Annotated in this window: 23 protein-coding genes; 6 read left to right on the top strand and 17 right to left on the bottom strand. The window is 71.7% G+C overall.

Annotation, left to right across the window (positions count from 1 at the left end; genetic code table 11):
• Nucleotides 1–45 precede the first annotated feature (45 nt).
• The 11 genes from ACFWZH_RS35535 to ACFWZH_RS35585 all read right to left on the bottom strand — a co-directional run bounded on the left by ACFWZH_RS35535 (nt 46) and on the right by ACFWZH_RS35585 (nt 11,517).
• A complete protein-coding gene (locus tag ACFWZH_RS35535; RefSeq protein ID WP_016578660.1) occupies nt 46–381 on the bottom strand; it encodes an RNA polymerase-binding protein RbpA in 336 nt (111 codons plus the stop codon).
• 154 nt (nt 382–535) lie between these two features.
• Entirely contained in the window at nt 536–772 is a 237-nt protein-coding gene (gene secG, locus ACFWZH_RS35540; protein ID WP_384441178.1) for a preprotein translocase subunit SecG, read from the bottom strand.
• 154 nt (nt 773–926) lie between these two features.
• A complete protein-coding gene (gene tpiA / locus ACFWZH_RS35545; RefSeq protein WP_384441181.1) occupies nt 927–1,703 on the bottom strand; it encodes a triose-phosphate isomerase in 777 nt (258 codons plus the stop codon).
• Nucleotides 1,704–1,709: 6 nt separating this feature from the next.
• A complete protein-coding gene (locus tag ACFWZH_RS35550) occupies nt 1,710–2,912 on the bottom strand; it encodes a phosphoglycerate kinase (RefSeq protein WP_384441184.1) in 1,203 nt (400 codons plus the stop codon).
• Between the two features lie 115 nt (nt 2,913–3,027).
• Complete coding sequence (gap, locus tag ACFWZH_RS35555; RefSeq protein WP_384441187.1) at nt 3,028–4,032, bottom strand: type I glyceraldehyde-3-phosphate dehydrogenase; 1,005 nt, start codon at nt 4,030–4,032, stop codon at nt 3,028–3,030.
• A 256-nt stretch (nt 4,033–4,288) separates the two neighbouring features.
• A complete protein-coding gene (whiA, locus tag ACFWZH_RS35560) occupies nt 4,289–5,278 on the bottom strand; it encodes a DNA-binding protein WhiA (RefSeq protein ID WP_018091880.1) in 990 nt (329 codons plus the stop codon).
• On the bottom strand, nt 5,269–6,330 hold the full coding sequence (gene yvcK / locus ACFWZH_RS35565) for a uridine diphosphate-N-acetylglucosamine-binding protein YvcK (protein ID WP_384441190.1): 1,062 nt from the start codon (nt 6,328–6,330) through the stop codon (nt 5,269–5,271). Before yvcK ends, whiA begins: the two co-directional genes overlap by 10 nt.
• A complete protein-coding gene (gene rapZ / locus ACFWZH_RS35570; protein WP_384441194.1) occupies nt 6,327–7,277 on the bottom strand; it encodes an RNase adapter RapZ in 951 nt (316 codons plus the stop codon). Before rapZ ends, yvcK begins: the two co-directional genes overlap by 4 nt.
• On the bottom strand, nt 7,274–9,331 hold the full coding sequence (gene uvrC / locus ACFWZH_RS35575) for an excinuclease ABC subunit UvrC (protein ID WP_384441198.1): 2,058 nt from the start codon (nt 9,329–9,331) through the stop codon (nt 7,274–7,276). The genes rapZ and uvrC overlap by 4 nt, the downstream gene beginning before the upstream one ends.
• Nucleotides 9,332–9,920: 589 nt before the next feature.
• On the bottom strand, nt 9,921–10,832 hold the full coding sequence (locus tag ACFWZH_RS35580) for a hypothetical protein (protein ID WP_384441201.1): 912 nt from the start codon (nt 10,830–10,832) through the stop codon (nt 9,921–9,923).
• A 4-nt stretch (nt 10,833–10,836) separates the two neighbouring features.
• Entirely contained in the window at nt 10,837–11,517 is a 681-nt protein-coding gene (locus ACFWZH_RS35585; RefSeq protein WP_384441203.1) for a papain-like cysteine protease family protein, read from the bottom strand.
• Nucleotides 11,518–11,755: 238 nt separating this feature from the next.
• Between ACFWZH_RS35585 and ACFWZH_RS35590 the strand changes: the two genes are divergently transcribed.
• Nucleotides 11,756–12,694 carry a hypothetical protein gene (locus tag ACFWZH_RS35590; protein WP_384441206.1) on the top strand — a complete coding sequence of 313 codons (939 nt, stop codon included), beginning with the start codon at nt 11,756–11,758 and terminating at the stop codon, nt 12,692–12,694.
• 79 nt (nt 12,695–12,773) lie between these two features.
• Here the strand turns inward: ACFWZH_RS35590 and ACFWZH_RS35595 are convergent, their stop codons facing one another.
• On the bottom strand, nt 12,774–13,187 hold the full coding sequence (locus ACFWZH_RS35595; RefSeq protein WP_384441209.1) for a Rieske (2Fe-2S) protein: 414 nt from the start codon (nt 13,185–13,187) through the stop codon (nt 12,774–12,776).
• Nucleotides 13,188–13,201: 14 nt separating this feature from the next.
• A complete protein-coding gene (locus ACFWZH_RS35600; RefSeq protein ID WP_384441212.1) occupies nt 13,202–13,495 on the bottom strand; it encodes a hypothetical protein in 294 nt (97 codons plus the stop codon).
• 18 nt (nt 13,496–13,513) lie between these two features.
• Between ACFWZH_RS35600 and ACFWZH_RS35605 the strand changes: the two genes are divergently transcribed.
• Complete coding sequence (locus ACFWZH_RS35605) at nt 13,514–14,584, top strand: LacI family DNA-binding transcriptional regulator (protein ID WP_384441215.1); 1,071 nt, start codon at nt 13,514–13,516, stop codon at nt 14,582–14,584.
• A complete protein-coding gene (locus tag ACFWZH_RS35610) occupies nt 14,581–15,540 on the top strand; it encodes a carbohydrate kinase (protein ID WP_384441218.1) in 960 nt (319 codons plus the stop codon). The genes ACFWZH_RS35605 and ACFWZH_RS35610 overlap by 4 nt, the downstream gene beginning before the upstream one ends.
• 145 nt (nt 15,541–15,685) lie before the next feature.
• On the opposite strand, the gene uvrA is transcribed toward ACFWZH_RS35610, so the two are convergent.
• Both uvrA and ACFWZH_RS35620 read right to left on the bottom strand, forming a co-directional pair.
• On the bottom strand, nt 15,686–18,640 hold the full coding sequence (gene uvrA / locus ACFWZH_RS35615; RefSeq protein ID WP_384441221.1) for an excinuclease ABC subunit UvrA: 2,955 nt from the start codon (nt 18,638–18,640) through the stop codon (nt 15,686–15,688).
• A gap of 273 nt (nt 18,641–18,913) precedes the next feature.
• Nucleotides 18,914–19,639 (bottom strand): TetR/AcrR family transcriptional regulator, encoded by a 726-nt coding sequence (locus ACFWZH_RS35620; RefSeq protein ID WP_384441224.1) that lies wholly within the window; start codon nt 19,637–19,639, stop codon nt 18,914–18,916.
• Between the two features lie 73 nt (nt 19,640–19,712).
• On the opposite strand from ACFWZH_RS35620, the gene ACFWZH_RS35625 reads away from it, so the two are divergent.
• The 3 genes from ACFWZH_RS35625 to ACFWZH_RS35635 all read left to right on the top strand — a co-directional run bounded on the left by ACFWZH_RS35625 (nt 19,713) and on the right by ACFWZH_RS35635 (nt 22,809).
• A complete protein-coding gene (locus ACFWZH_RS35625) occupies nt 19,713–21,269 on the top strand; it encodes an FAD-dependent monooxygenase (RefSeq protein WP_384441227.1) in 1,557 nt (518 codons plus the stop codon).
• Between the two features lie 130 nt (nt 21,270–21,399).
• Nucleotides 21,400–22,143 (top strand): maleylpyruvate isomerase family mycothiol-dependent enzyme, encoded by a 744-nt coding sequence (locus ACFWZH_RS35630; protein WP_384441230.1) that lies wholly within the window; start codon nt 21,400–21,402, stop codon nt 22,141–22,143.
• A 9-nt stretch (nt 22,144–22,152) separates the two neighbouring features.
• Nucleotides 22,153–22,809: an MBL fold metallo-hydrolase gene (locus ACFWZH_RS35635; RefSeq protein WP_384441233.1), complete on the top strand. Its 657-nt coding sequence runs from the start codon at nt 22,153–22,155 to the stop codon at nt 22,807–22,809.
• A gap of 103 nt (nt 22,810–22,912) precedes the next feature.
• Here ACFWZH_RS35635 and ACFWZH_RS35640 read toward each other — a convergent pair whose 3' ends face one another.
• Both ACFWZH_RS35640 and ACFWZH_RS35645 read right to left on the bottom strand, forming a co-directional pair.
• Nucleotides 22,913–23,908: a TerC family protein gene (locus ACFWZH_RS35640; RefSeq protein WP_384441236.1), complete on the bottom strand. Its 996-nt coding sequence runs from the start codon at nt 23,906–23,908 to the stop codon at nt 22,913–22,915.
• Between the two features lie 324 nt (nt 23,909–24,232).
• The gene (locus ACFWZH_RS35645; protein ID WP_384441239.1) at nt 24,233–26,290 is read right to left on the bottom strand and encodes a TerD family protein; all 2,058 of its coding nucleotides are present in this window, start codon (nt 26,288–26,290) and stop codon (nt 24,233–24,235) included.
• Between the last annotated feature and the right edge of the window lie 65 nt (nt 26,291–26,355).

Consider the following 26,355-nt stretch of genomic DNA (forward strand, 5'->3'; position numbering starts at 1 on the left):
GGGCGTGTCCCTCCGGCCGGGCCGGCCGTGTGCGTACGGGTCCCGTCAGATCTCGCCGCGGAGCTTGGCGAGCGCCTCCGCGAGGATCGCCTCGCCGTCGGCGTCGCTGCGGCGCTCCCGGACGTAGGCGAGGTGGGTCTTGTAGGGCTCGGTGCGCGGCGGGTCCGGCGGGCTGTCCCGGTCCTTGCCGGCCGGGAATCCACAGCGCGGGCAGTCCCAGGTGTCCGGAACCTGCGCATCGCCGGCGAAGCTGGGCTGCGTCTCGTGCCCGTTGGAGCACCAGAAGGAGATGCGGATGCGCGGCGCGGACTCGCCGCGCTCGGCCTCCCCCATCGGCCCCGCCCCGACCCGACTTCCTCGGATCGCGTTGCCACTTGCCACGGTCGTAACTCCCTGCGTAATGGTGCTGCCACGCCTTCACAGCAGCTGCGCTGCGGAACGCCCCAGTCTACGTAAGGCCCAACGCGCGTCCAGTGACCGGAGTTACCCGTCCTAGGACGCCGCCCTCATGATAGGCCGCGCCTCCGACGGTATGTCAGCTCCCGAGCTTCATCAGGACACCGAGGACGACAATGCAGGCGAACCACAGCAGACCGACCACGATGGTGATGCGGTCCAGGTTGCGCTCGGCGACCGAGGAGCCGCCGACGGAGGACTGCATGCCGCCACCGAACATGTCGGACAGACCGCCGCCCTTCCCCTTGTGCATGAGCACCAGCATCATCATCAGCAGGCTGAAGACGATGAGGGCGATCGAGAACCCGATGACCACGGCTGGACCAACTCTCTAGGACTGACGGACGGACGTACGGATCAAGACGTCTGGATCAAGACCCATGAAACAAATGGTGCGGGGCCGGGACGGCGCGGCTGCACCGGTCCCGGCCCCGACAGGGTACGACGAGGGCTCGCCCTCGTCATAGCTGCTACTGGTCGCGGAAGCGGACGATCTTCACGAATTCATCCGCATCGAGGGCCGCGCCGCCGATCAGCGCGCCGTCCACGTCCGGCTGCGCCATGATCGCGGCGACGTTGCCGGACTTGACCGAGCCGCCGTACTGGATGCGGACCTTGTCGGCCAGCTCCTGGCTGTAGAGCTCGGCGAGGCGGCCGCGGATCGCACCGCAGACCTCCTGAGCGTCCTCGGGGGTGGCGACCTCGCCGGTGCCGATGGCCCACACCGGCTCGTAGGCGATCACGATGGTCTCGGCCTGCTCGGCCGGGATGTCCTTCAGACCGCCGTCGACCTGCGCGAGGGTGTGCGCGACCTGGTTGCCGGCCTTGCGGACGTCCAGGCCCTCGCCGACGCACAGGATCGGCGTGAGGCCGTTGCGGAAGGCGGCCTTGACCTTGGCGTTGCAGATCTCTTCGTTCTCGCCGTGGTACTGGCGGCGCTCGCTGTGGCCGACGGCCACGAACGTGCACTTGAGCTTGGCGAGCATCGGGCCGGAGATCTCACCGGTGTAGGCACCGGAATCGTGCGCCGAGAGGTCCTGGGCGCCGTACTTGATCTTGAGCTTGTCGCCGTCGACCAGCGTCTGGACCGAGCGCAGGTCCGTGAAGGGCGGCAGCACCGCGACCTCTACGGCGTCGAAGTCCTTGTCGGCGAGGGCGAAGGCGAGCTTCTGGACGTGCGCGATGGCCTCGAGGTGGTTGAGGTTCATCTTCCAGTTGCCCGCCATCAGCGGGGTGCGGTCACTCACGGTTGTTCAGTCCTCCAGAGCGGCGAGGCCGGGGAGCGTCTTGCCTTCGAGGTATTCGAGGCTGGCGCCGCCACCGGTCGAGATGTGGCCGAAAGCATTCTCGTCGAAGCCCAGCAGTCGGACCGCGGCGGCACTGTCGCCACCGCCGACGACGGTGAAGGCCGGCGAGTCCAGCAGGGCCTGCGCGACGGCCTTGGTGCCGCCGGCGTAGTCGGGGTGCTCGAAGACGCCCATCGGGCCGTTCCAGAAGACCGTGCCCGCGTCGGCGAGCTTCGCGGCGTAGAGCTCGCGGGTCTTCGGGCCGATGTCCAGGCCCTCCTTGTCGGCCGGGATGGCGTCCGACGCGACGGTCTCGGGGTTCGCCGGGGCCTTGGTCGTCAGGTCCGGGAACTCGGCCGAAACCAGCACGTCGACGGGGAGCACGAACTCCACGCCGCGCTTCTCGGCGCGCGCCAGGTACTCCAGGCAGGCCGGGACCTGGTCCTCCTGGAGCAGCGAGATACCGACCTCGTGGCCCTTGGCCTTGAGGAAGGTGTACGCCATGCCGCCGCCGACCAGGATGCGGTCGGCCTTCTCCAGCAGCTGGTCGATGACCGCGAGCTTGTCGGAGACCTTGGCACCGCCGAGCGCGACGACGTAGGGGCGCTTGACGTCTTCGGTGAGCTTCTTCAGGACGCCGACCTCGGTGGCGATCAGATCGCCGGCGGCGTGCGGAAGGCGCCGGGGCAGGTCGTAGACGGAGGCGTGCTTGCGGTGCACGGCGCCGAATCCGTCGCCCACGTACAGGTCCGCGAGGGCGGCGAGCTGGTCGGCGAAGGCGCCCCGCTCGGCGTCGTCCTTGCTGGTCTCGCCCGCGTTGAAGCGGAGGTTCTCCAGCACCGCCACCCGGCCGTCGGCCAGGCCCTCGGTCACGGACCGGGCGGAGTCGCCGACCGTGTCGGTCGCGAACGCCACGTCCTGACCGAGGATTTCGCCCAGTCGCTCGGCCGCGGGGGCCAGCGAGAAGGCCGGGTCCGGGGCGCCCTCGGGACGGCCCAGGTGGGAGGCGACGATCACCTTGGCGCCGCGCTCGGCGAGCTTGGCGATCGTCGGGGCGACGGCGCGGATCCGGCCGTCGTCGGTGATGGTGGTGCCGTCCAGCGGCACGTTCAGGTCGGCGCGGACAAAGACCCGCTTACCCGCTACCTGGAGGTCGTCGATCGTCTTCATGAGGAGTGACTCCATCACATGGGTCGGTCGGTCACGGAACGGGGCCCGTACGACGCCTCATCGCGTCGTACGAGCCCCGTCCTCACATCTCGGTGCCTCGGCTGTGAACCAGGGATCAGAGCTGGCCGCCGACGAAGGTGGTCAGGTCCACCAGACGGTTGGAGTAACCCCACTCGTTGTCGTACCAGCCGACGACCTTGACCTGCTTGCCCTGAGCCATCGTCAGCTGGGAGTCGAAGGTGCAGGAGGCCGGCCAGTTGACGATGTCCGAGGAGACGATCGGGTCCTCGGTGTACTCCAGGACACCCTTGAGCTGACCCTCGGCGGCCTTCTGGAAGGCGGTGTTGATCTCGTCCTTGGTGACCTCGCGGTCGAGCTCCAGGACGAGGTCGGTGACCGATCCGGTGGGGACCGGGACGCGCATGGCGATGCCGTCCAGCTTGCCCTTGAGCTGCGGGAGGACCAGGGCGGTGGCCTTGGCGGCACCGGTCGAGGTCGGGATGATGTTCTCCGCGGCGGCGCGGGCGCGGCGCAGGTCGCTGTGCGGGAAGTCCAGGATGCGCTGGTCGTTGGTGTAGGCGTGGACCGTGGTCATCATGCCCTTGACGATGCCGAAGTTCTCGTCGAGGACCTTCGCCATCGGCGCCACACAGTTGGTGGTGCAGGAGGCGTTGGAGATGACGTGGTGGTTGGCCGCGTCGTACTTGTCCTGGTTGACGCCCATCACGATCGTGATGTCCTCGCCCTTGGCGGGCGCGGAGATCAGGACCTTCTTGGCACCGGCGGCGAGGTGCTTGGCGGCGTCCTCGCGCTTGGTGAAGATGCCGGTCGACTCGATGACGATGTCGGCGCCGAGCTCGCCCCAGGGGAGGTTCGCCGGGTCGCGCTCGGCCATCGTCTTGAAGGTCTGGTTGCCGACCGTGATGCTGTCGTCGGTGTGACTGACGTCCTGCTTGAGGCGACCCAGAATGCTGTCGTACTTCAGCAGGTGGACCAGGGTGGCGTTGTCGGTCAGGTCGTTGACACCGACGATCTCGATGTCCGCCCCCTGCTCCAGGAGCGCGCGGAAGTAGTTACGACCAATGCGGCCGAATCCGTTGATGCCTACGCGGATCGTCACGAACCGATCTCCTCGTTGGTACGCCGGCGCAGTTACCGGCGAGCTGTATGGGATGTCCCCGACCGCCTCCGACCCTACCCCCTGAACGAGACGTACGTGACATTGACATCGGCGCCCAAAGGTGCTCAAGTGAGCGACCTTCAGCCCCTCTGACGCCCGTTCCATCCGCTCCCGCGAACACCGTCCGCATACGGCCGCGCCCCCGGCACCCTGTACGGGCGCCGGGGGCGCGTATCACGAAGGATTCGGCCTCGGTTCAGCCGACCATGCCCTCGGCGAGTTCCTCGGTGAGGTTGGACTCGGTGCCGGGGATGCCGAGGTCCTGGGCGCGCTTGTCGGCCATCGCCAGCAGCCGCCGGATCCGGCCGGCGACGGCGTCCTTCGTCAACGGCGGGTCGGCGAGGGCGCCCAACTCCTCCAGCGAGGCCTGCTTGTGCTCCATGCGCAGCCGGCCGGCGGCCGCCAAGTGCTCGGGGACCTCCTCGCCGAGGATCTCTAGGGCCCGCTGGACCCGGGCACCCGCGGCGACCGCGGCCCGCGCCGAGCGGCGGAGGTTGGCGTCGTCGAAGTTGGCGAGGCGGTTGGCGGTGGCGCGGACCTCGCGGCGCATCCGCCGCTCCTCCCACGCCAGCACCGACTCATGGGCGCCGAGCCGCGTCAGCAGGGCGCCGATCGCATCACCGTCACGGACGACGACGCGGTCCACCCCCCGCACCTCACGGGCCTTGGCCCCGATGCCCAGTCGACGGGCGGCACCGACCAGCGCCAGCGCCGCCTCCGGACCGGGGCAGGTGACCTCCAGCGAGGAGGAGCGGCCGGGCTCGGTGAGCGAACCGTGGGCGAGGAAGGCGCCGCGCCAGGCCGCCTCGGCGTCGCAGGTCGCGCCGGAGACCACCTGTGGTGGCAGCCCTCGGATGGGCCGGCCGCGGCCGTCGACCAGGCCGGTCTGGCGAGCCAGCTGATCGCCGCCGGCCACCACCCGTACGACATAGCGGCTGCCGCGCCGCAGGCCACCGGGGGCCATCACCACCAGGTCGGAGCTGTGCCCGAAGATCTCCAGGATGTCCTTGCGCAGCCGGCGGGCGGCGATGCCCGTGTCCAGCTCCGCCTCGATCACAATGCGCCCGCTGACCAGGTGCAGTCCCCCCGCGAAGCGCAGGATCGACGAGACCTCCGACTTCCGGCAGCAGGTCCGGGTGACGGGGAGCCGGGAGATCTCATCCTTCACCGCAGCCGTCATCGCCATGGGCCGATCCTTCCATGCATCCGAAAAATACGGTCGTACGCGGCTGCCAGCAGCTCCGGGTCGTGCCGGTCGGGGGCTCCCCCGGTGTGCGACCGGGCGTCGTCTCCTTGTGCCGCGACCGCCGCCAGCTCGACCTCGCTTCCGACGAGCTGCTTGGCGGCAACCGTCAGACCTTCGATGTCGGGCACGGCGGCCCTGTCGGCCAGCACCACGTCGAAGGCGAGTTTAGGGGCGTGTCGGGCCAAAACCTCCAAATGACGCTGCGGGGAGAAGCCATCGGTTTCGCCGGGTTGCGGCGCGAGGTTGAGCGAGAGGACCTTGCGGGCCTTGGTCTCCTCAAGCGCCTCGCGCAGCTCCGGCACCAGCAGATGGGGGATCACCGAGGAGAACCACGAGCCGGGGCCGAGCACCACCCAGTCGGCGTCGCGCACCGCGGCGACCGCCTCGGGGACGGCCGGCGGGTCCTCGGGGACCACGTGGACGGACTGCACCTCACCTCGGGTGAGCGCCACCGTGGCCTGGCCCCGGACCGTGGAGACCTCGTCCGGGCGGTCCGGGTCGTGGCCCCTGACCTGGGCCTGGAGCTCCAGGGGCACCGCCGACATGGGCAGCACCCGGCCATGGGCGCCGAGCAGTTTGCCGACCAGGTCGAGCGCCTGGACATGGTCGCCGAGCTGCTCCCACAGGGCGACGATCAGCAGATTGCCGACGGCGTGGTCGTGCAGCTCGCCCTCGCTCTGGAAGCGGTGCTGGATGACCCGGGCCCAGGTCTGGCCCCAGTCGTCGTCCCCGCACAGGGCGGCCAGCGCCTTGCGCAGATCGCCCGGCGGCAGCACGCCCAGCTCGTCGCGGAGCCGGCCGCTGGAGCCGCCGTCGTCGGCGACCGTGACCACGGCCGTCAGATCGCCCGTGATGCGGCGCAGCGCGGCCAGCGAGGCGGACAGGCCCATGCCGCCGCCGAGCGCCACCACCTTGGGGGTGGCGCCCTTCGTCGTACGGACGCTGGGGACGAATCTACGGACCCTGCGGAGCCGCGGTGTGCGCCCGCTCACTCGCGCCCCATGTCCCGGTGGACGACGACGGTTTCCACCCCTTCGGAGACCAGGCGGCGGGCCAGCTTCTCGGACATCGCGACGCTGCGGTGCTTGCCGCCCGTACAGCCCACGGCGATGGTCACATAGCGCTTGCCCTCCCGGCGGTAGCCCTCGGCGACGATCCGCAGCAGCTCGGCGTAGCCGTCCAGGAACTCCTTGGAGCCGGGCTGGCCGAAGACGTAGTCGGAGACCTCGTCGTTCAGGCCGGTGAAGGGGCGCAGCTCGGGGACCCAGTGCGGGTTGGGGATGAAGCGGCAGTCGATGACCATGTCGGCGTCGACCGGCAGGCCGTACTTGAAGCCGAAGGACATCACCGTGGCGCGCAGCTCGGGGACCTCCTCGCCGGCGAACTGGGCGTCCATCTTGGCGCGCAGCTCATGGACGTTGAGGCTGGAGGTGTCGATGACCAGGTCGGCGTCGCCGCGCAGCTCGCGCAGCAGATCGCGCTCGGCGGCGATGCCGTCGACGATCCGGCCGTCGCCCTGGAGCGGGTGCGGTCGGCGCACCGACTCGAAGCGGCGCACCAGGGCCTCGTCGGAGGACTCCAGGAAGACGATGCGGCGCTTGACGTTCTGCGCGTCGAGGGTGGCCAGCGACTCCTTGAGGTTGGCGAAGAAGCGGCGGCCGCGGACGTCGACGACGACCGCGATGCGGGCGACGTTGCCCTGCGAGCGGGCGCCCAGCTCCACCATCGGCGCGATCAGCTCGGGCGGGATGTTGTCGACGACGAACCAGCCCAGGTCCTCCAGGCACTTCGCTGCCGTGCTGCGGCCGGCGCCGGACATCCCGGAGATGATCACCAACTCGGGGATCGCGGCGCTCTCTCCCTGGTCGGACTCGCCGACCGTGCCCGTACTCACCTGTGCACCGTCTCTCTCGGTTTGCTCTTCGTGCGGTGTGCTCATCGTTCCTGCCCCCGTTCTGCCGACAACGCGGCCGGTCGGGCCCCGTCATCCTCAATGATCTCTCCTGTGGCGGTGTTCACCGCGGGAGCGGACGGTGCCGCCCCGGCCAGCGCCGCGGCGACCGTCTCCGCGGTCTTGCGCCCGACGCCCGGGACCTCGCAGATCTCGTCGATCGTCGCGGCCCGCAGCCTCTTCAGCGAACCGAAGTGCTTGAGGAGCGCCTGACGGCGGGTGTCGCCCAGGCCCGCGACGGTGTCGAGCGGCGAGGACTTCAGCCGCTTGGTGCGCTTGCTGCGCTGGTAGGTGATGGCGAAGCGGTGCGCCTCGTCGCGGACGCGCTGGAGGAGGTAGAGGCCCTCGCTGCTGCGCGGCAGCACGACCGGATCGTCGTCCTCGGGCAGCCAGACCTCCTCCAGGCGCTTGGCCAGGCCGCAGACGGCGACATCGTCGACACCGAGCTCGTCCAGGGCCCGGCGGGCGGCCGCGACCTGCGGGGCGCCGCCGTCGACGACCACCAGCTGGGGAGGGTAGGCGAACCGCTTGGGGCGGCCGTCGTCGTCGACGGGGCCGCCGGTGGCGCGGTCCGGGTCCACCTGACCGTCGCCCTCCAGCGGGGCGTCGCCGTCCGGCTCCTCCGTCCACTCCCCCGACTTCTGCTTCTCCTGGAGGTAGCGCTTGAAGCGGCGGCCGACGACCTCGTGCATGGACCGGACATCGTCCTGGCCCTGGAATCCCTTGATCTGGAAGCGGCGGTATTCGCTCTTCCGGGCGAGACCGTCCTCGAACACCACCATCGAGGCGACGACGTCGTCGCCCTGGAGGTGGGAGATGTCGAAGCACTCGATGCGCAGCGGCACCGAATCCAGGCCGAGCGCCTCGGCGATCTCCTCCAGGGCCCGGGAGCGGGTGGTCAGGTCGGAGGCGCGCTTGGTCTTGTGCAGGGCCAGGGCCTGCTGGGCGTTGCGGCCGACCGTGGCCATCAGGTCCTTCTTGTCGCCGCGCTGCGGGATGCGCAGCGAGACCTGGGAGCCGCGGCGCTGGGAGAGCCACTGCGCGACCGGCTCGACGGGCTCGGGGAGCGCCGGTACCAGGACCTCCTTGGGGACGGCGTCGCCGCGCTCCTCGCCGTACAGCTGCTGGAGGGCGTGCTCGACGAGGTCACCGGTGGTGACGGCCTCGACCTTGTCGGTGACCCAGCCGCGCTGTCCGCGCACCCGGCCGCCGCGGACGTGGAAGATCTGGACGGCGGCTTCCAGCTCGTCCTCGGCGACGGCGATCAGATCGGCGTCGGTGGCGTCGGCGAGCACCACGGCGCTCTTCTCCATGGCCCGCTTGAGCGCGCCTATGTCGTCCCGCAGCCGGGCGGCCCGCTCGTACTCCATCTCCTCGGCGGCGTCCTGCATCTGCTTCTCCAGCCGGCGGATGTACGCGCCCGTACGGCCCGCCATGAAGTCGCAGAACTCCTCGGCCAGTTCGCGGTGCTCCTCGGCGGAGACCCGGCCGACGCAGGGGGCCGAGCACTTGCCGATGTAGCCGAGCAGGCAGGGGCGGCCGATCTGCGCGGAGCGCTTGAAGACGCCGGCGGAGCACGTGCGCACCGGGAAGACGCGGAGCATCAGGTCGACGGTCTCGCGGATGGCCCAGGCATGGGCGTACGGGCCGAAGTAGCGCACGCCCTTCTTCTTGGCGCCGCGCATGACCTGGGCGCGCGGGAACTCCTCGTTGAGCGTCACCGCGAGGTACGGATAGCTCTTGTCGTCGCGGTACTTGACGTTGAAGCGGGGGTCGAACTCCTTGATCCAGCTGTATTCGAGCTGGAGCGCCTCGACCTCGGTGGACACGACGGTCCACTCCACGGAGGCGGCGGTGGTCACCATCGTGCGCGTACGCGGATGGAGGCCGGCCAGGTCCTGGAAGTAGTTGGCCAGGCGTTGGCGCAGGCTCTTGGCCTTGCCCACGTAGATGACCCGGCCGTGCTCGTCGCGGAACTTATAGACCCCCGGCGAGTCGGGGATCTGTCCCGGCTTGGGTCGGTAGCTGCTGGGGTCTGCCATGAACACCACCCTACTGACCGCCACCGACAATCACGGTTTCCGGATCGCTCCCGTTCGCTCCCGGGCGACGGCGGGACGGTGCCGCGGGCGTTGCGGGGGGGGGCTGCGGGGGCCGCGGGGGCTGCGGGATGTGGGGGCTGCGCCACGGAGAGGCGGCTGCCGGGGCGGCGGGGCGGGAGAGGCCGGGCAGGGTGTGGGGTGGGCAGGGTGTGGTGGGCAGGGTGTGGTGGGCAGGGTGTGGGGTGGGGCCGGGGGAAGTGGAGCGGTGGGTGGTGAGTGGTGGGTGGTGGGTGGTGTCAATGGCCTTGGCAGGGGGCGGAGTCCGGCCCGTCGTGGGTGGGGACTCCGGCCCGTGGTGGGGAGCAATCCGGCCCGTGGTGGGGGGCAATCCGGCCCGTGGTGGGGGCGGAGTGCGGCCGGAGTCCGGCCGTGGTCGCCTCCTCCCCCACCCCCGAACCCTCCCCCCGCCCCTCCCCTATGGGGGAGGGGGGAGGGGGCGGGGCACGGGCCACGCCGGCGGCCGCACCGGAGCCGACGTGTCACTCGCCGCGCCCGGCCGGCGACCGGCCGGGCGGGCCGGGCGGCCGGGTCAGTCGCCGCGCCGCCTGCGCAGCGCCGCCGTGGCGGACAGCCCCAGGGCGAGCGCGGCGGCGAGGGCCGCCACCGTCGTCGCGGCGGTCACCGGCAGGGCGTCGCCCGTGAGCGCGCCCGCCTCGGCGGGCTGCCGGGCCGCGGCCGCATGCCCCTTGTCGGCGGGCTTCTTCGCCAGGGGCGCCCCGGCCGCGGGCGCCTCGGCCCCGGGGACGGCCTCGCCGTAGCCGCCGGCCTCGCCCCGCTTGTCGTACGCGGAGCCCGGGAGCTTGTCCCCGTAGGCCTTGGCCACCCGCTTCTGGTACGCCGCCACAGTGGTGCCGGCCGCGCCGACGGCCTTACGGGCGTCCGCGTCCAGCGGTTCGACACGGTCGCCGCGCTGCAGGTACCAGGCGTCGATCTGCGGCTCGTGGAAGACCGTGCCGGCGCTGTCCCGGGCGGCCCCGGCCGCGGTGTAGCGGGCCTCGTCGTCACCGCTGGCGATGTTGACGACCTTCCAGGCGCCGCCCTGGCGCACGGTCCACACCGAGGCGGTACGGCCGTCGGCGGCGACGGCCTTGCTGGCGAGGAACTCCAGGCGGGCGACGGGGGCCTTGCCCCTGCCTCGGACGAAGTCCGGCGACAGGACGTAGACGGGCACGGTGGCGCCCTCGATGTGCGGGGCGGCCTGTGCGCTGCCGGGGGCGGCCGCGCGGGCGCCCCGGCGCTCGCCGTCCGCGGCGAAGAAGCGGGCGAGGGTGTCCAGGGTCGCGGCGGAGGTGGCCGCTTGGCGGGCGGCGGCGACGCTCGCCCGGGCCGGCGCCTGGGGCCCCGGCGCGGGGGCGGCGAGCGCGGTGTGCGGAGCGAGGCCGATGAGGGCGGTGGCGAGGGCGCCGGTGGCGACGGCGCGGACGGCGGTGCGCTGCGTCATGGCCTCAGGCTCCTATCCGGTAGAGGGAGTGGGTCCAGGAGAAGGAGTTGCCGTCCACGTAGTAGTCGAAGTCGCCCCAGTTGTAGCGGTCGTTGGAGCCCCAGGGGTCGCCCCAGTAGACCCAGTTGCGGTCGGTGTCGTAGCCGTAGACGACGTGCATGTGACCGCCGCCGGAGGACCACTGGATGCGGGTCTCTATGGGCCGGTTGGCGTTGATCTCGCTCTGGACGGTGCCGTAGCGGAGCCACCCCGACACATAGGAGCCGGAGTTGATACCCATCCAGTCCAGTGCGGTCTGCACGTTGCCGAGGGTCGCCTGGTTGTTGGGGCACGTGGTGCCCTGCTGGCGGTTGAAGGCGGCGTTGCAGAACGCGTTCTGGCTGTAGTTCCTGCCGTACCAGGTCGCGATGGTGTTGCCGGATGCCGCCCAGCACCAGTTGGACTTCTCCTGGGCCTGCATGGAGATGTTCAGGCGGTTGGCGGCGCGCGGCGCGGTGGCGTGCGGGGAAGTGGTGGAGGCGGTGGAAGTGGTGCGGTGCGGTGCGGTGACGGTGTGCGCCGGGGGCGCGAGGGGCGTGGCCGCGATGGCGGTGGCCCCGGGGAGCGCGGTCAGTACGGCGGCCGTGAGCGCCGCGGCCGACAGCCGTCTGCGGTGGGGACTGCGTGCGTGGGGTGCACGGGTCATGGCGTTCCTCCCGACTGGGGGGTGAGGGGGAGAGGAGCGCATCCGGATGCTTGCGAGGAGCATCGGGTGTTGTCGCAGGCAGGTCAACACGCTTCAATGCGAGGTGACATGGGGGTGTGGACGGACGGGCCCGGATGTGAACGGCCGATGCCCGGCGTACTGCAGTGAACAGGCAGGAAGAGCACGCGGCACGCGATCCGGTTGTGAACGTTCACCTGCGCGCCGGAGGATTGAGGCAATGGCACAGGACACCCCCCAGTCGGCGGAGCTGGCGCAGCTGCTGCGGACCGGCCCCTTCCATCTCGCACTGCGCTCCGCGCTCACCGCCCGGGGACTCGCCCTCACCCGCGTCCAGCACAAGCTCGCCCAGCGCGGCATCACCATCGGGGTGACCAGCCTGAGCTACTGGCAGCAGGGCGCACGGCGGCCGCAGCGCCCCGAATCGCTGCGGGCGGTGCGCGCCCTGGAGGAGGTCCTGGACCTGCCCGCGTACTCGCTGCACCGGCTGCTGGTCCCGGAGGGCGGACACCGCCCGGAGGCCGAGCGGCCGGCCGCCCGCTCGTACCGCTCGCTGGTGGTGCCCGCCGACGCGCTGCAGCGGCTCTTCACCGAGCTGGAGACCCCCGCGGACGGTGGGCTGCACACCGTGGGGCATCACGAGCGGGTCCGCATAGGGCCCGAACGCCAGCTGATCGAGCGGGAGTCGCTGCAGGTGGTGCGCGCCCACCGGGACGGCGTGGACCGCTATATCGCCATCCATCGGGGCGAGTCGGGCTGCGAGCCGACCCGGGTGCGGGTGCGCCCCGGGGAGAACTGCCGGCTGGGCCGGGTGCGGGGGGACGACACGGCCGGGGTGGTGGTCGCCGAGCTGCTCTTCGACACCCGGCTGCGGGCCGGTGACACCCATGTCTTCGGCTACGCCTTCGAGGACGGCAGCGGCGGACCGAGCACCGAGTACCTGCGCGGCTTCAGCTTCGCCGGCGGTCAGTACGTCCTTCAGGTGCGCTTCGACGAGGCGGCGCTGCCGGTGCGCTGCCGCCGCTTCGCCCAGGCTTCGGCGGCCGCCCCGCGCAGCGCCCAGCAGGAGCTGACGCTCAGCGGCCGGCACCACGCCGTGCACCTCGTGGAGCAGGGGGTACGTCCCGGGATACTCGGCATCGGGTGGGACTGGGGATAGAGAGCAGCACCGGTGGGACTGGGGACAGGGCGCAGCATCGGTGGGATGAGGGACAGGGAGCAGGCGGCGTCCGGCCGCCTCAGCCCGCGATCAGCTTGCCGCCCTTGACCCGGACCGGGACCTCCTCCAGCGGGCGGGTCGCCGGGCCCTGGGCGACCTCGCCGGTGGTCACCTGGAAGCGGCTGCCGTGCAGCGGGCAGACGCCCTGCTCCTTCTCGATCTTGTTCAGGATCGCGCCCATGTGCGTGCACACGGTGCTGAAGCACTTGAACTGGCCCTTGGCCGGCTGCGAGACCAGCAGCCGCCGGTCGCCGTAGAGCTTGGCGCCGCCAACCGGCACCTCCGAGGCCGGGCCCAGCTCGACCGGCGCGTCCGAGGCCGGGCGGGTGCCGGACTTCTGCTCCCCCGAAGCGCAGGCGGCGGCGCCGAAGCACGCGGCGCCCACGAGCGCGGCCCCGCGCAGCACGGTCCGGCGGTCGGGGGACGCGGTCATGTCGTAGCTCCTGATCAGTGGGCGGCGCCGGCCTTCGACGATACCGGGGCGGTCTGCGCGCCTCCGCGGCGGTCCGCCCTGCCCAGCAGCAGGTCCGCTTCGATCTCCTCCAGGCTGCGGCCCCTGGTCTCCGGCAGCAGCCGGTGGACGAAGAGGAAGGCCAGCAGGGTCGTCGCGGCGAAGAAGAAGACGCCCGTACGTAAACGCTTGCGTAAGCGTTTACGTTTGCTGGCGGATACTCGTAATGTGGTGGACTCGCGGGACGGGCTGCCAGGAGCGGCCGTGGGCGCCGCCGTGGCGCCCCGCACGCGGGGAGGAAGAGCCGGATGACGACGATGGTGGATGTGGCGCGGCGGGCAGGGGTCTCCGTCGCCACGGTCTCGCATGTGCTCAACGAGACCCGGCCGGTGCGCCCGGACACCCGGGCCGCGGTGCTCGGCGCCATCGAGGAACTCGGCTACACCCACAACACCCTGGCCCGCTCGCTGGTGACCTCCCGCACCCGCTCGATCGGCCTGGCGGTCTCCGCGATCAGCAACCCGTACTTCACCGAGATCCTCCAGGGCGTCGAGGCGGGCGCGCTGGAGGCCGGCTACAGCCTGCTGCTCGCCGATCCGCACGACGCACCGCGGCACGAGCGCAAGGTCGTCCAGCTGCTGCACGAGCGGCGGGTGGACGGCATGATCGTCGCGCCGTCCGCGGAGCCGGCGGAGACCGTCGACTATCTGGCCCGGCGCCAGGTCCCCACCGTGTTCCTGGACCGGCTGGTCGGTGACGAGCACGACCAGGTCTGCGCCGAGAGCACCGGCCCGGTGCGCCAACTGGTCGAGCACCTGGCCGACTCGGGGCACACCCGGATCGGCCTGGTCGCCGGGCTGCCCGGCCTGAGCACGACGACCGAACGGGTACAGGGCTACCGCGAGGGGCTGCGCGAGCGCGGTCTGCCCTTCGCACCCGAACTCCTCGCCGGCGGCAACTCCGAGGCGGACGGCGCCCAGGACGCCACCCGCAGGCTGCTCGCCGTGCCCCAGCCGCCCACGGCGATCATCACCGCCAACAACGCGATGACGATCGGCACGCTCCGGGCGCTCGGCGAACTGGGTCTGGAGGTGCCCCGGGACATCGCGCTGGCCTGCTTCGACGACTTCTCGTGGGCGGACCTGTTCACCCCTCGGCTGACCGCGATCGCCCAGCCCAGCAAGGACATCGGGGCGGCGGCGGTCCGGCTGCTGCTGGAGCGCCTGGAGGAACCGGACCGCCCCCCGCGCACCCTTCGCCTCCCCTGCGCGTTCGTGCACCGTACGTCGTGCGGCTGCGCCGAACCCGCCCCGGCCACCGCCCCGGCCACCGTCCCGGCCGCACCCCCGGCCGCCCCGGAAAGGAACCGCACCCCGTGATCGTCGTCGCCGGCGAGGCGCTGATCGACCTCGTCCCCAGCTCGCAGTCCCCCTCCCTGGAAGGCCAGTTGCCGACGCTGCTGCCGCGGCGCGGCGGCGGGCCGTACAACACCGCCGTCGCGCTGGGGCGGCTGGGCTCGCCCACCGCCTTCTGCTCCCGGGTCTCCACCGACGCCTTCGGCGAGGCGCTGCTGCACGGGCTGCGCGGCGGCGGGGTGGACACCTCGCTCGTGCAGCGCGGCGGCGAGCCGACCACCCTCGCCGTGGCGGACATCAGCCCGGACGGGTCGGCCGGCTACGGGTTCTACGCCGACGGCACCGCCGACCGGCTCTTCACCCTGCCGCCGGCGCTGCCCGACGCGGTCGACGCGCTGTCGCTGGGCACCTGCTCGTTGGTCCTGGAACCGGGCGCGAGCGCGTATGAGTCGCTGCTGCGCCGGGAGGCCCGGCGTGGGGTCTTCACCGCGCTCGACCCCAACATCCGGCCCGGTCTGATCCACGACCCGGACGCCTATCGGGCCCGCTTCCGCTCCTGGCTCCCGGATCTGGCGCTGCTGAAGCTGTCGGAGGAGGACGCGCTGTGGCTGGCCGGGGCGGGCACCGGCGGGGGCTGGGATGCGGTGGGTGCGGCCGCCCGGGAGTGGCTGGGCGCCGGGCCGGCGGCGATCGTGATCACCCGGGGCGGTGACGGGCTGACGGTGCTGACGCGGGGCGGCGGTGAGCTGACGGTGCCCGGCGAGCGGGTCACCGTCGTCGACACCATCGGCGCCGGCGACACGGTCAACGCGGCGCTGCTGCACCGTCTGGACGCCCATGGCGCCCTCTCGTACGCCGCCGTCACCGCGCTGGGCGCCGACGACTGGCAGGACATCCTGCGCTTCGCCGCCCGCGCGGCCGCCATCACCTGCTCACGCGCGGGCGCGGAGCCGCCATTTGCCACGGAGTTGGCGGCGTAGGAGCGGCAGCTCGGACAGGCCGGTCGCCACGGCGTCGGCGGCGTGGCGCACCTCGGGACCGGCTGGTCGGTGCGCTGACGGCGGTGGGCCGCCGCCACGCCCTGGAACGGGAGCGGTGACGGCCCGGCCGGAACGGCCCTCGGCGTCAGGAGGCCCGGCCGGCCCGCGCCGTCGTCTTCCTGGCCGTGGCCTTCTTCGCCGCGGTCTTCTTGGCGGCCGGCTTCTTCGCCTGCGCCGGCACCGGCGCGGCGTCGCTGACGCGGTCGCCGAGGATCTCCCGCAGGAACTTGCCGGTGTGGCTGGCCGGGATCGACGCGATCTCCTCCGGCGTGCCCTCGGCGACGACCATTCCGCCGCCGTTGCCGCCTTCGGGGCCCATGTCGATGACCCAGTCCGCCGTCTTGATCACATCGAGGTTGTGCTCGATGACGATCACCGTGTTGCCCTTTTCGACCAGCCCGGACAGCACCTTGATCAGCTTGCTGATGTCATCGAAGTGCAGACCGGTGGTCGGCTCGTCGAGGACGTAGACCGTGCTGCCCGTCGAACGCTTCTGGAGCTCGCTGGCCAGCTTGACCCGCTGGGCCTCACCACCGGAGAGCGTCGGCGCGGACTGACCGAGCCGGACGTAGCCGAGGCCGACCTCGTTGAGCGTCTTGAGGTGCCGGGCGATGGTCGGCACCGCCTCGAAGAAGCTCAGCGCCTCCTCGATGGGCATGTCCAGCACCTCGGCGATGGACTTGCCCTTGTAGTGGACCTCCAGCGTCTCGCGGTTGTAGCGCGCGCCGTGGCAGACCTCGCACGGCACGTACACGTCCGGCAGGAAGTTCATCTCGATCTTGATGGTGCCGTCGCCGGAGCAGTTCTCGCAGCGGCCGCCCTTGACGTTGAAGGAGAAGCGCCCCGGCAGATAGCCGCGGACCTTGGCCTCCATCGTCTCCGCGAAGAGCTTGCGGACGTGGTCGAAGACACCGGTGTACGTGGCCGGGTTCGACCGCGGGGTGCGGCCGATCGGCGACTGGTCGACGTGCACGACCTTGTCCACCAGATCGTCGCCGGCGACCCTGGTGTGCCGCCCCGGGACCGACTTGGCGCCGTTCAGCTCGCGCGCGAGGTGGGTGTAGAGGATGTCGTTGACCAGCGTCGACTTGCCGGAGCCGGAGACACCGGTGACGGCGGAGAACACCCCGAGCGGGAAGGAGACGTCGATGTCGCGGAGGTTGTTCTCCTTCGCGCCGTGGACCGTCAGCTGCCGCTTGGGGTCGGCGGGCCGCCGGATGTCCGGTGTCGCGATGGCTCTCTTGCCGGACAAATACTGCCCGGTGATCGACTCCTTGTTGGCCAGCAGCTGCTTCATCGGGCCGCTGTGCACGACCTTGCCGCCGTGCTCACCGGCACCGGGGCCGATGTCCACGACCCAGTCGGCGACCTTGATGGTGTCCTCGTCGTGCTCGACGACGATCAGGGTGTTGCCCATGTCGCGCAGCCGCACCAGGGTTTCGATCAGCCGGTGGTTGTCGCGCTGGTGCAGACCGATCGACGGCTCGTCCAGGACGTAGAGCACGCCCACCAGGCCGGAGCCGATCTGAGTGGCGAGGCGGATGCGCTGGGCCTCACCGCCGGAGAGGGTGCCGGCCGCGCGGTTCAGCGAGAGGTAGTCCAGGCCGACGTCGACCAGGAACTTCAGCCGCTCGTTGACCTCCTTGAGGACCCGCTCGGCGATCTTCTTCTCGCGGGCGTCGAGCTTCATGTCCCGCAGGAAGTCGGCGCAGTCGCTGATCGACATGGCCGCGACCTCGGCGATCGACTTCTCCTGGACCGTGACGGCGAGCACGATCGGCTTGAGCCGCGTGCCCTCGCAGGTCGGGCAGTGCACCTCGCGCATATAGCCCTCGAAGCGCTCGCGACTGCTGTCGCTCTCCGCTTCGGAGTGCCGCCGCTTGACGAACGGCACCGCGCCCTCGAAGGGGGTGGTGTAGGCCCGCTCGCGGCCGTACCGATTGCGGTAGCGCACCTCGATCTGGGTCTTGTGGCCGTGCAGCAGGGCCTTCTTGGCGCGGGCCGGCAGCCCGGCCCAGGGGATGTCCGTACGGAAGCCGAGGGCATCGGCCAGCGCGCCGACGAGGCGGCCGAAGTATTCCTTGGTGTGGCCGTGCGACCAGGGGTGGATGGCGCCCTCGTCGAGGGAGCGGTCCTCGTCGGGGACGATCAGCTCGGGGTCGACCTCCATGCGCGTACCGATGCCGGTGCAGTCGGGGCAGGCGCCGAAGGGCGAGTTGAAGGAGAAGGAGCGGGGCTCCAGCTCCTCGAAGGACAGATCGTCATAGGCGCAGTACAGATGCTCCGAATACATCCGCTCGCGCTGCGGGTCGTCCGGCTCCAGATCGACGAAGTCGAGGATGACCATGCCGCCGGAGAGGCCGAGGGCGGTCTCGACGGAGTCGGTCAGCCGCCGCTTGGCGCTCTCCTTGACCGTGAGGCGGTCGACGACCACCTCGATGGTGTGCTTCTCCTGCTTCTTCAGCTTGGGCGGCTCGGAGAGCTGGATGGTCTCCCCGTCGACCCGCGCGCGGCTGTAGCCCTTGGTCTGGAGGTCGGAGAAGAGATCGACGAACTCGCCCTTGCGCTCCCGCACCAGGGGGGAGAGCACCTGGAAGCGGCTGCCCTCGGGCAGCTCCAGGACCTTGTCGACGATCGCCTGCGGCGACTGCCGGGCGATGGGGCGCCCGCACTCGGGGCAGTGCGGCTTGCCGATGCGGGCGAACAGCAGGCGGAGGTAGTCGTAGACCTCGGTGATCGTGCCGACCGTCGAGCGCGGGTTGCGCGAGGTCGACTTCTGGTCGATCGACACCGCGGGGGACAGGCCCTCGATGAAGTCCACATCGGGCTTGTCCATCTGCCCGAGGAACTGCCGGGCGTAGGAGGAGAGCGACTCGACATAGCGCCGCTGCCCCTCGGCGAAGATCGTGTCGAAGGCGAGCGAGGACTTGCCCGACCCGGACAGCCCCGTGAAGACGATGAGGGAATCGCGGGGGAGGTCGAGCGAGACGTTCTTGAGATTGTGCTCGCGAGCGCCACGGACGATGAGACGGTCGGCCACGCCGGTCGGCACCTTTCTTGGAGGGGGGCGGGAGCCGTGGCTCTGCGTCCGCCGCTCGGTGAATGAGCAGAGGCGGCGAAGCGGAGCGGAGCCCCGCCCCAGGGTATGGGGCCCGCCACGGCACTGTCTTTGGGATGCCACACACGAGCCTATAGCACGCGCATTCGATTTACGGGGCTCGTACGCCCTCTTCACCCAAACGTGTGGCGGCCCCACATCCTTCCCGGCCCGCCGCACGCCCGTACGCTGCGAAAACGCGCCGCCCCCGACGGTTCAGCCGCTCCCGGGCAGCGCCCGCTCCAGCGCATCGAACGTCCGCCGCAGCACCTCGACCTGCTCAACGGCCACCTCGTCCGCCGGGTCACCCCGCAGCTGCCGGCCGGCGGCCTCGGCGTACGCCACCCGGACCCCCGCGACGATCAACGCCGCGGCCAGCCGGGAGTCATGGTCCGGCCGCCCGGCGTCACCGCCCGCGGCCTCGGCGAGCAGCCCGGCGAGCCTGTCCTCCAGCTCCTCGACCGCCTCACGGCCCCGCGCGCGCAGCGCCGGCGAGTCCAGCACCGTACGCCAGAAGTGCTCGAACCCCTCCCCCACCCCGCCCAGCGGGTGGCGCTGCTCCAGCAGCTCGGAGGTCAGCCGGCGCAGCGCGGCCAGCGGCGTCCGGCCCGGCCCGCGCTCCCGGACGGCGCGGGTGAGCAGTTCCAGCGCCTCGGGAATCCGGTCGAGGAAGAGGTCTTCCTTCCGCGGGAAGTAGTTGAAGACGGTCATCGTGGACACCTCGGCGGCGCGGGCCACCTCGGCGACGGTGACGTTGTCGAAGCCGCGCCGGATGAACAGCAGCGTCGCCTCGCCGGAGATCCGCTGCCGGGTGCGCAGCTTCTTGCGCTCGCGCAGCGTCAGCCGGGCGTCCTCCTCGCCGAAGCCGGTCTCCGCCTCCTGGCCGGCGATCCGTCCGCCACCGACCGTCCCCGCGCCGTCGCGCCACCGCTCATCCACCATGCCCGGAATCCTAGGCCGCCCCTTCGAGAATTTTGTAGTCACAAAAAACTTTTAGTGGCTACACTCTCGCTCCATGAAGCGTGACGCAGACGTAGTGGTGGCAGGGGGCGGCCCGGTGGGGCTGATGCTCGCCTGCGAACTGGCACTGGCTGATGTCCCGGTCGTCGTCCTGGAACGACTGACCGAGGTGGACACGACGATCAAGGCGGGGGCGATCAACTCCCCCAGCGCGGAGGCCTTCTACCGGCGCGGGATGCTGCCCGGCCTGGCCGAGGTGCAGCGCGCCGCCATCGAGAAGTTCAGCTCGTTCCTGCGGCAGCGGCAGGCCGCGGGCGCGCCCGGGGTGCAACGGCCCCCGAAGTTCGCCGGGCACTTCGCCGGCATCATGCTGCGCGGCGATCTGCTGGACGAGTCCGACCCGGACTTCGAGGGGCCCGGTCCCGCCTCCGAGATCGGCCTCGTCCCCCAGGAGGCCCTGGAACGGCTGCTCGCCGACCGTGCCGCCGAACTGGGCGTCGACCTGCGCCGCGGGGTGACGCTGACGGGTTTCGACGCCGACGACGACGGCGTCCGCGTCCACACCTCCCACGGGTCGCTGCAGACCGGATGGCTGGTGGGGTGCGACGGCGGACGCAGTACGGTCCGCCGGCTCGCCGGCTTCCCGTTCCCGGGGACGGACCCCGAGATCACCGGCCATCAGGCCATCGTGGAGATGTCCGGATCCGAGAAGCTGGGAGCCGGTTGGAACTGGACCGGGACCGGCACCTACGCACACGGCCCGATGCCCGGCCGGATCCTCACCGTGGAGTTCGACGGGCCGCCCGCGGACCGCGAAGCGCCCGTCACCGCCGAGGAGTTGCAGGCCTCCCTGCGCAACGTCTCCGGTGTCGAGGACGTCGAGATCCACAAGGTGCTCTCGGCGACCCGCTTCACGGACAACGCCCGCCAGGTGCCCGACTACCGGGCGGGACGGGTGCTGCTGGCCGGTGACGCGGCGCATGTGCACTCGCCCTTCGGCGGCCAGGGGCTGAACCTCGGCATCGGCGACGCGATGAACCTGGGCTGGAAGCTGGCCGCGACGGTGCGCGGCTGGGCGCCGGAAGGGCTGCTCGACACCTACACCGCGGAGCGGCACCCGATAGGCGCGTGGGTGCTGGAGTGGACCCGGGCCCAAGTGGCGCTGATGCGGCCGGAGTCGCACGCCCGGGCGCTGCGCACGGTGCTCACCGAGCTGACCGGGACCGTCGCCGCCACCACCTTCTTCGCCAAGAAGATCTCCGGTGTCCAGCAGCGCTACGACCTGCCGGGCGACCATCCGCTGACCGGCCGCAGCGCCCCCGACCTGGAGCTGTCCGACGGCAGCCGGCTCGCGGACCATCTGCACGGCGGACAGGGTCTGTTGCTCGACCTCGCCGACGACGACGGGCTGCGCCGGCGCGCCGCGGGGTACGGCTCCCGGGTGCGGCTGCTGACCGCCGCCTGCCCCGGGCGGCCCGACCTGGCCGGCCTCCTGGTACGGCCGGACGGCTGTACTGCCTGGGCGGCCGACGCCCCGGGGTCGGCCGGCGCGCCGGACGACCTGGACGCCGCCCTCCGCCGGTGGTTCGGGGCGCCCGACGCCGCGGCCTGACCACCAGGAGACACCGCGGGCGGCGTCCGGTCGGCCCCCGGGCCACCGTGCGCCGCCGGCACCGCCCGCGTACGCCCCGAACGGCGCCGGACGACTCCCGAACTCGCCTTCGTGGCGCTAGCGTCGGACCATGACCGTCACCCCGCCTGACTTCCCGCACGACGTGGCCGCCGTACACGAGGCCACCGAACGGCTGCTGGTCTCGGTGAGCAAGCTCGACGACGCGGCGGTCGGCGAGCCGTCGCTGCTCCCCGGATGGACCCGCGGCCATGTCCTGGCCCATCTGGCACGCAACGCGGACGCGCTGGTCAACCTCCTGACCTGGGCGCGTACGGACGTCCCCGCGCCGATGTACGCGAGCGCCCAGGTCCGGGACGCCGACATCGAGCGGGACGCCGACCGCCCGCTGGCGGCCCATCTGGAGGACCTCAAGGAGAGCGCCGAGCGGTTCGACGCCGCCGCGGACGCGCTGCCGCAGGAGCGCCGTACCTACGAGGTCGAGATGCGCAACGGCGTCGTCGAGCGGGCCGACCGGCTGCCGCTGCGCCGGCTCGCCGAGCTGGAGCTGCACCACCTGGATCTCGGTGTCGGCCACACCCTCGACCAGCTCTCGCCCGGCTTCGTCGACAGCTATCTCGCCTTCCTCGCCACGATCAAATTCGCCGGCCATCCGGATCTGCCGCTTCTGGAGCTGCGCACGGCCGACGGTCGCCGCCTGCGCACCGGCCGCGCGGCGGCCGCCCCGGACGCCGGGGCCGCGCCTGTGGTGGTCTCGGGCTCCGCGACGGCGCTGGTCGGCTGGCTCACCGGACGCGGTGACGGCTCCGCGCTCGACAGCCACGGCTCCGCACTGCCTGTCGTACCCCCGCTCTAGAGTGGACTCATGGGCTACAGCGGAGCAGTGAAGGTCGGCGGAGCGGCCGACGTGCACGAACTGTCCGAACTGATGATCTCGAAGGTCGCGGTCGGCAGGATGGACAACAACGCCTATGTGCTGCGGTGCCGTGCGACAGATGAGCAGCTGCTGATCGACGCGGCCGCCGATCCGCACACGCTTCTCACGCTGATCGGCGACAGCGGCATCGCATCCGTCGTCACCACGCACCGCCACGGTGACCATTGGGGCGCGCTGCGCGAGGTGGTCGACGCCACGGGCGCGCGCACCTACGCGGGCCGCTACGACGCCGAGGGCATCCCCGTGCCCACGGACGTGCTGGTCGATGACGGCGACACGATCACGGTCGGGCGCGTCACGCTGACCGCGCGCCATCTGGTCGGCCACACCCCCGGCAGCATCGCGCTGGTCTACGACGACCCGCACGGCGCCCCCCATCTGTTCACCGGGGACTGCCTGTTCCCCGGCGGCGTCGGCAACACCTGGGGCAATCCCGAGCACTTCGCCAGCCTGATCGACGGCGTGGAGAGCAAGCTCTTCGGGGAACTCCCCGATGAGACCTGGGTCTATCCGGGGCACGGCAACGACACCACGCTCGGCGCGGAGCGGCCGCATCTGGCGGAGTGGCGCAAGCGGGGCTGGTAGCGAAGGGCCCCTCGGAAAGGCCCTGGTAGCGACAGTGCCCGGCGCCGCTTCCGTTCGGGAGCGGCGCCGGGCACCGTCAGTGGTGCGCCAGGGGCGTCGGGCCTCAGGCGTCGACGCGCTCCGTGTCGGCGGCCGCCACCTCGGCCTCGGCCGCCGCCTGCTTCTTCGAGGCGCGCAGGCTGGTGATCGTCGTGACGACGAGCACGGCGCAGATGACGCCCAGGGAGACCGGAATGCTGATCTCCGGAACGGCCACCCCGGACTCGTGCAGCGCGTGCAGCACCAGCTTCACGCCGATGAAGCCGAGGATGATCGACAGGCCGTAGGAGAGGTGGACCAGCTTCTTCAGCAGCCCGCCGATCAGGAAGTACAGCTGCCGCAGACCCATCAGGGCGAAGGCGTTGGCGGTGAAGACGATGTACGGGTCCTGGGTGAGGCCGAAGATCGCGGGGATGGAGTCCAGCGCGAACAGGACGTCGGTGGTGCCGATCGCCAGCATGACGATCAGCATCGGCGTCATCAGCCGCTTGCCGTTCTCGACGATGAACAGCTGGGTGCCGTGGTACTTGTCGGTCGACGGGAAGCGCTTCTCGACCAGCTTCAGGAAGCGGTTCTCCTCGAACTCCTCGTCCTCCTCCTCGGCACGGGCCTCCTTGATGAGCTTCCAGGCGGTCCAGATGAGGAACGCGCCGAAGAGGTAGAACACCCAGGAGAAGTTGGCGATGATCGCGGCGCCGGCGCCGATGAAGCCGGCCCGCAGCACCAGCGCGATCAGCACGCCGACCATCAGTACGCGCTGCTGGTAGACCGCGGGGACCGCGAACTTCGCCATGATCAGCACGAAGACGAAGAGGTTGTCGACGCTCAGGGACTTCTCGGTGATGAAGCCCGCGAAGAACTCACCGGCCGGCGCGGTGCCGCCGAAGAGCAGCAGCCCGAGGCCGAACAGCGCGGCGAGCGCGATCCAGACGCCGGTCCAGATTCCGGCCTCCTTGATGGAGACCTCATGCGGTTTGCGTCCGCCGATGAAGAAATCGGCGGCTATCAGGGCACAGAGACCAAGAATGGTCAGGACCCACAGGTTCAGGGAAACGTCCACTGCTCCTCCGGCAGAGTCGTACGGCACTCACAGCGTCGTCGCTGCCGGAGGTCTCTTCCGCCCCGTTCCACCTGAGGGAACGCGGCCGACGCCCCGGGATCTCGTCACACTCGCAATCCGTGATGACGGGTACGTCGTGATGGGAATACTCCCCTCCGCACCAAGAAGGGTAAAGGAAGGCCAAGCAATAGTAAAGAAATGGGTAAAGGTGCTGGTCAGAGGGTTGGGTGTGGTGCTGGGAAGGAGGCAGTCAACTGGTACGCCGGGGTCCTCGTGGGAGCGGGAACCGACTCGGCCGCGTCCCGGGCGGGAGCGCCGTACGGATCAGCCGGGTCCGGCGCCGCGGGCCTGTGCGACCCGGCCGAGCACCTGGCGCACCACCTGGCTGCCCCTCGGGGCGAGTGGCGGCTCATACGTCCAGGCGTGGCCGACCCAGGGATCGGCGAGGTGCGCGTCGGGCACCGGCGTGATCCGCAGCAGCGAGCGCCACAGCGGGTCCAGGACCGGGCCGTACTCGCGGGCCTGGGCACGGTCGGCGACCATCATCAGATGCACCCCGACCGCGGGGCCCTCGTCGGCCAGATAGCGGAGCTGGGTCAGGGCGCGGTCGTCGAAGCCGTGCGGGAAGTCATGCACGATCAGCAGCTGCTCGGCGGTGTCCAGATCCGGCGGCAGCGCATCCGCGGCGCGACTGCGCACGGCCATCTGGACGAGGTCGACCCGCCGGGTCAGCCCCTCCAGGACCGCGGACACCCCCTTGGCGCCGGGCATCGGAGGGGGCAGCACACCGGACTCCAGGAGCGGTGCCAGCGCCGGCGCCGCCGTGCCGCCCGGGTCGATGACCTGGACCGCGAACTCGCCGGCGGGGTGGACCGCGAGCAACCGGGCGGCGATGGCCACCGCGGTCTCCGTGGCGAGCCGGCGCAGCTCGGCCTCGTCCGGCGGGCCGTCCGTCAGCGCGCTGCCCAGCTCCCGTCGGCCGTACTCGCGCTCGGGGAGGGAGCTGCCGCGGTCGTAGGCGTCGGGGCCGCTGTCGATCCACAGGCCGCGCTCCAGGGGGAGGCGGACGAGCATGGGGATGCGCAGGTCCAGGACCTCGGGAAGGTGCAGATCGCCCAGGCGCAGCGCCATCGGGCGCTCCAGAGGTACGTGATAGCCCTGCCATACGGGGTTGTCCCAGCGGGCGAAGGCGGGCGGCAGCGCCGGCTCCACGACCTCCGACTCGGCGGCGAGCTGCCCGAGGTCGCGGTCCAGGGCGGCCCGGGCCTGGGTGACCAGGGTGGCGTGCTTGTCGCGGGCGGCGGCACGGGCGACATCGGCGGCCGTACCGAGGCGGTTGCGCGGGTCGGAGAGGGCCTTGTCGAGCTCCTGCTCCAGGCGGGACTCGGCGAAGTCGGACGCGCTGCGGTACGCCGCGACCGAACGGGCCAGGTCCTCGAACATGCCCCAGACCTGGTTGTAGAGCCGCTCCTCCATGCTCCATCCGGCGGCGTCACCGGCGACGGGGAGCGGGGGGCCGTCGGGAGCGGCGGGGGCGGCCGGGGCCGGACCGGTGGGTGCGGGGGCGCTGCGGCGCGCGGGGTGCCGGTAGTCGACGGGGCCGTGGGACGCCGGGGAGGCGGCGGGCGTGGGCGCGGCCCCGGTCGCCGCTCCGGCGGCGGTGCCGGACCCCACCGCGCCGGTCCCGGAGGCCGCCGGGTCGTCGGCGGCCGTCGGGGGCGCGGGGGCGGGCCGTTGCGGGGTGGGCGCGGGGGCCGCACCCGCCGCGGAGCGCTCCGGCCGTTCGGACCGGCCCGCAGCGGCCGGCGCGGGCGCCGGGACCGCGCGGGCGTGCCCCAGGCCGACCGCCCGCTCGATCTCCGCGGCGAGTTCCGCCGCCTGCGCGAGCCCCTGGTCGCGCAGCATCGCGGTGAGGCCGTCGGCGTACCCCTGGCCCACCGCGCGGACCTTCCAGGCGCCCTGCCTGCGGTACAGCTCCACGGCGACGACGGCGGACTCGGCCCCCAGGCCAGTGATGGTGTAGCCGGCCAGGGAGGTGCCGTCGAGGCCGGTGACCGCCACGGACGGCGCGGCGGCGGCGCCGAAGGTGGTCAGCGCGCCGATGCCGGTGGGCAGCGCCAGCAGGACGCTGACCCGGTGGACGGCGTCGGGCAGCGCGTCGAGGTCGACCGCGATGCGGTGCTCGGCGGCCGCCTGACGGGGAACCTCGATGCCGGTGCGCCGGGGCTCGCCGGGGTGGGCGACCGCCTCGGCTCCCGCGAGCCTGCCCTGCTCGTCGCCGAGCGTCACCCCGGCCACGACGGGGCCGCCCGCCGTGATCCGGATCTCCACCCGTGTGCGGTCCAGCGGATGGTTCTGCCCCCGGACCAGCTCGGCCGTCATCGTTGTTCCCCCTGATGGTGATCGCGTCCCGGGCCGGGCCCGGGCGCAGGGCCCGGGGAGCGGCG

The sequence above is a fragment of the Streptomyces sp. NPDC059008 genome (assembly GCF_042749045.1).
In the GTDB taxonomy this organism is placed as follows: domain Bacteria; phylum Actinomycetota; class Actinomycetes; order Streptomycetales; family Streptomycetaceae; genus Streptomyces.